Annotated in this window: 3 protein-coding genes; all 3 read right to left on the bottom strand. The window is 66.1% G+C overall.

Features of this window, described 5'->3' with window-relative positions:
- The coding region (locus tag BST27_RS29875; RefSeq protein WP_170062400.1) for an arabinofuranosyltransferase at positions 1-822 on the bottom strand (822 nt) is incomplete at its 3' end.
- Positions 823-824: 2 nt separating this feature from the next.
- Complete coding sequence (gene dprE2, locus BST27_RS29880) at positions 825-1,589, bottom strand: decaprenylphospho-beta-D-erythro-pentofuranosid-2-ulose 2-reductase (protein WP_069420089.1); 765 nt, start codon at positions 1,587-1,589, stop codon at positions 825-827.
- 10 nt (positions 1,590-1,599) lie between these two features.
- Complete coding sequence (gene dprE1, locus BST27_RS29885) at positions 1,600-3,003, bottom strand: decaprenylphosphoryl-beta-D-ribose oxidase (RefSeq protein WP_069420090.1); 1,404 nt, start codon at positions 3,001-3,003, stop codon at positions 1,600-1,602.
- Positions 3,004-3,281 lie beyond the last annotated feature (278 nt).

Raw genomic sequence — 3,281 nt, forward strand, 5'->3', positions numbered from 1 at the left:
CCCGGGGGGTTTTTTTTGGCGCGGGGGGGGGCCCCGCCCCCCCCCGGGGGGCGGGGGGGGGGGGGGCGCGGGGGGGGGGCCCCGCTCGGCGGACGGGACCCGTCCGCCGGCCCGCAGCCCCGACCAGGTCAGCACCAGCACCGGCGGCAGCAGCACCGCGATCATCGCGGCGTAGGGCTCCGGCGAACTGTAGGCCAGCGCGACCGCCGTGGTGGCGATGGTGACGATCAGCGCGTACTCGAAGCGGATCATCCGCCACCACAGCACCAAGGCGACCGCGGCCGCGACGGTGATCGACGTGATCGCCCACGGCTTGAACATCTCCCAACCGGGCGTCCCGGTCAGGGCCGCGGCCCGCCCGCCGAACCAGAACCAGCCCGGTGGATAGAACGGCGGCAGCCCGATGTACGTCATGTCCTGCAGGGCGGCGCTGTCGGTGAGCCGGGTCAGATATTCGGTGCGGAACTGCTGGTCGACGGAGATGCCGTACAGGTACAGCTTGGTGGCGCCCAGTGGCATGCCCAGCGTCACCACGCTGAAGGCGGACACGAACACCAGGCCGCCCAGTTGGGCCAGCGCCCGAAACCTGCCCCGCCGCCACAACCAGCCGACGCCGAGCAGTCCGACGAGGCAGCCGACCTGGCCGACGGTGGTCAACGCGTGCAGTTGGTTGGACGACGGGTACGCCGGCCATTCCACGCGCGAGATGGCCACCAGGGACACCGCCGAAACCAGGATGGCCACCGTCGCCGCCAAAGCCATCTGGCCCAGGGTGGCTAGCGCATTACCTCCGCGAGCCAGTGTCTTACCACCGCTCGGCATGGTCAGATCGGCAGCTTGCGGAATATCTTCCGCGGAATGTGACGCAACACCATCATCACGTAACGGAATGCTGCTGGCGCCCAAACCAGTTCCTTACCCTTTGCGGCTGCGGTCACCGCGAGATCGGCGACGTACTCCTTGTCGACGGTCAACGGAGCTTCCTTGATGTGCGCGCTCATCCGGGTGCGCACCTGACCGGGTCGGATCACCAGGACGCGAACGCCGTACTCGCGCAGCGCTTCTGACAGCCCCAGATAAAACCCGTCCAGACCGGCCTTGGTAGAGCCGTAGACGAAGTTGGATCGCCGCACCCGTTCGCCGGCCACGGTGCTCATCGCGATGATCTGACCGAAGCCCTGGGCCTTCATCTTCTGTGCGAGTAGCACGCCCACGGAAACTGCTGCGGTGTAGTTGATTTCCGCGATCTGCACGGCCTTGCGCTGGTTCTGCCACAGTTCTTCGGCGTCGCCGAGCAACCCGAACGCGACGATGGCCACATCCACGTCACCCCCGGCGAAAGCCTCGTCGATCACCTTGGGATGGCTGTCGGTGTCCACCGCATCGAAGTCGATGAGCTCCACCGACCGCGCTCCGGCGGCCTTCATCTGGGCCACCGCGTCGTCACGTCCCGGGTCATCGGGTAAGCAGGCCAGCACGATTCGTGCCGATGCGTTGCGCAGGTAGCGCTCGCAGATGGCCAGACCTATTTCGGAAGTTCCGCCGAGCAGCAGGATGGTCTGCGGGTTTCCTACGGCATCAAGAACCATTGCGCACCATTTAGAGCAGCTCCAAACGTCGGGCCATGTCGGAGGCGAACACCCGATTCGGGTCGACCTTGCGGCGCACGGCGATCCACTCGTCGATGCGCGGATACATGGCGTGGAAGGTTTCGGCGGTGGTCCGAGAGTCTTTGGCTGTGTAGAGCCGGCCGCCGAATTCCATTACCCGGCGGTCGAGTTCGCTGACGAACTCGTTGAGACCGGGTTTGATTGGGAAGTCGACGCAGATGTTCCAGCCCGGGATCGGGAAGCTCAGCGGTGCCTGATTGCCCGGACCGAACAACTTGAACACGTTCAAGAACGAATAGTGGCCGCTGGCTTGGATGTCGACGATGATCTTCTTGAACTCGTCGACCGCCTCGGTGGGAATCACGAACTGGTACTGCAGGAATCCCGCTGGGCCGTAGGCGCGGTTCCATTCACCGAACATGTCCAGTGGGTGGTAGAACTGCGTCAAATTCTGGATCTTGCCGCGGTAGGTGCCCGACTTGCGGTACCAGAGTTCGCCGATCGGCCCGAAGGTGAATTTGTTGGCCAACCCGTTGGGAAAGATGTCGGGCAGCGTAAGTAGTTGGGGTGCATCGAATTTCAACGGATTGCGAGCCAGCTTGGCGGGCAGCTGGTCCAGGGTGGCCAGGGAGCCGCGCGATACCGCCGCTCGACCCAGCTTCGGGGGAGCGCTGATCGCGTCGAACCAGGCGCTGGAATACGTGTAGTTGGCCTCGCTGCCGTCACTGTGCAGAGCGATCGTTTCGTCCAGACTGGCGGTGACGTCGCCGTCGGCGATGAAGTACGCCGTCTCGGTGGGGGTCATCTCGATGGTGGCGCGCAAGATGATCCCGGTCAGGCCGTTGCCCCCGACGGTGGCCCAGAACAGTTCGGCGTCGGCGCTGTCCGGGCCGTCCGGGGTCAGGTGGTGGATCTCGCCGTCGGCGGTCAGCAACTCCATGCTGCGCACGTGGTTGCCGAAGCTGCCGGCGCTGTGATGGTTCTTGCCGTGGATGTCGCAGGCGATCGCGCCGCCGACGGTGACCTGGCGGGTGCCGGGCAGTACCGGGACCCACAGCCCGAACGGCAGCGCCGCCTTCATCAACTGGTCGAGGTTCACCCCGGCGTCGACGTCGGCCAACTTGGTGTCGGCGCTGATCGAGTGGATCTTGTTCAGCGAGCTCATGTCGATCACCAGCCCGCCGCCGTTCTGGGCGTTGTCTCCGTACGAGCGGCCCAGCCCGCGGGCGATCACGCCACGTCCGTGTGAGACGCCGCCGGAGTCGGCCGCGCGGGCCACCGCCTTGGCGATCACCTCCGGATCGGGGGTGCGGAGTACCTCCGCGACCGACGGCGCGGTGCGGCCCCACCCCGTCAAACGGGTTGGGACGGCGGTCTCAGGGGTGCTCGACATCGTCAAAGAGGCTACCGCCTGGCTCGGTGACGATGCGGGACGCTGGCGTTTCGAGGGTGCGATGGCCCCGGTCGCCGAGCGTGTGGCCTATGGCCCGAGAACTGGCGGTGGGGGTGCTTAAGGCCCACATTCGGCGCCGCTGGTCGGCGCCCCCACTCGTCGAGTGTGTGCTTTATCGCCCGAGAACTGGCGGTGGGGGTGCATAGGCCACACGTTCGACGACCCCACAGCCAAGGCCGATCAGCGCACCCGGAAGATCACCGTTCGCTGCACGATGA

Source organism: Mycobacterium intermedium, from assembly GCF_002086275.1.
GTDB classification, from domain to species: Bacteria; Actinomycetota; Actinomycetes; order Mycobacteriales; family Mycobacteriaceae; genus Mycobacterium; species Mycobacterium intermedium.

Bases quoted from the DNA above. Each gene is read 5' to 3' on its own strand.
- dprE2 (WP_069420089.1), bottom strand. From the start codon at position 1,589: ATGGTTCTTGATGCCGTAGGAAACCCGCAGACCATCCTGCTGCTCGGC.
- dprE1 (WP_069420090.1), bottom strand. From the start codon at position 3,003: ATGTCGAGCACCCCTGAGACCGCCGTCCCAACCCGTTTGACGGGGTGG.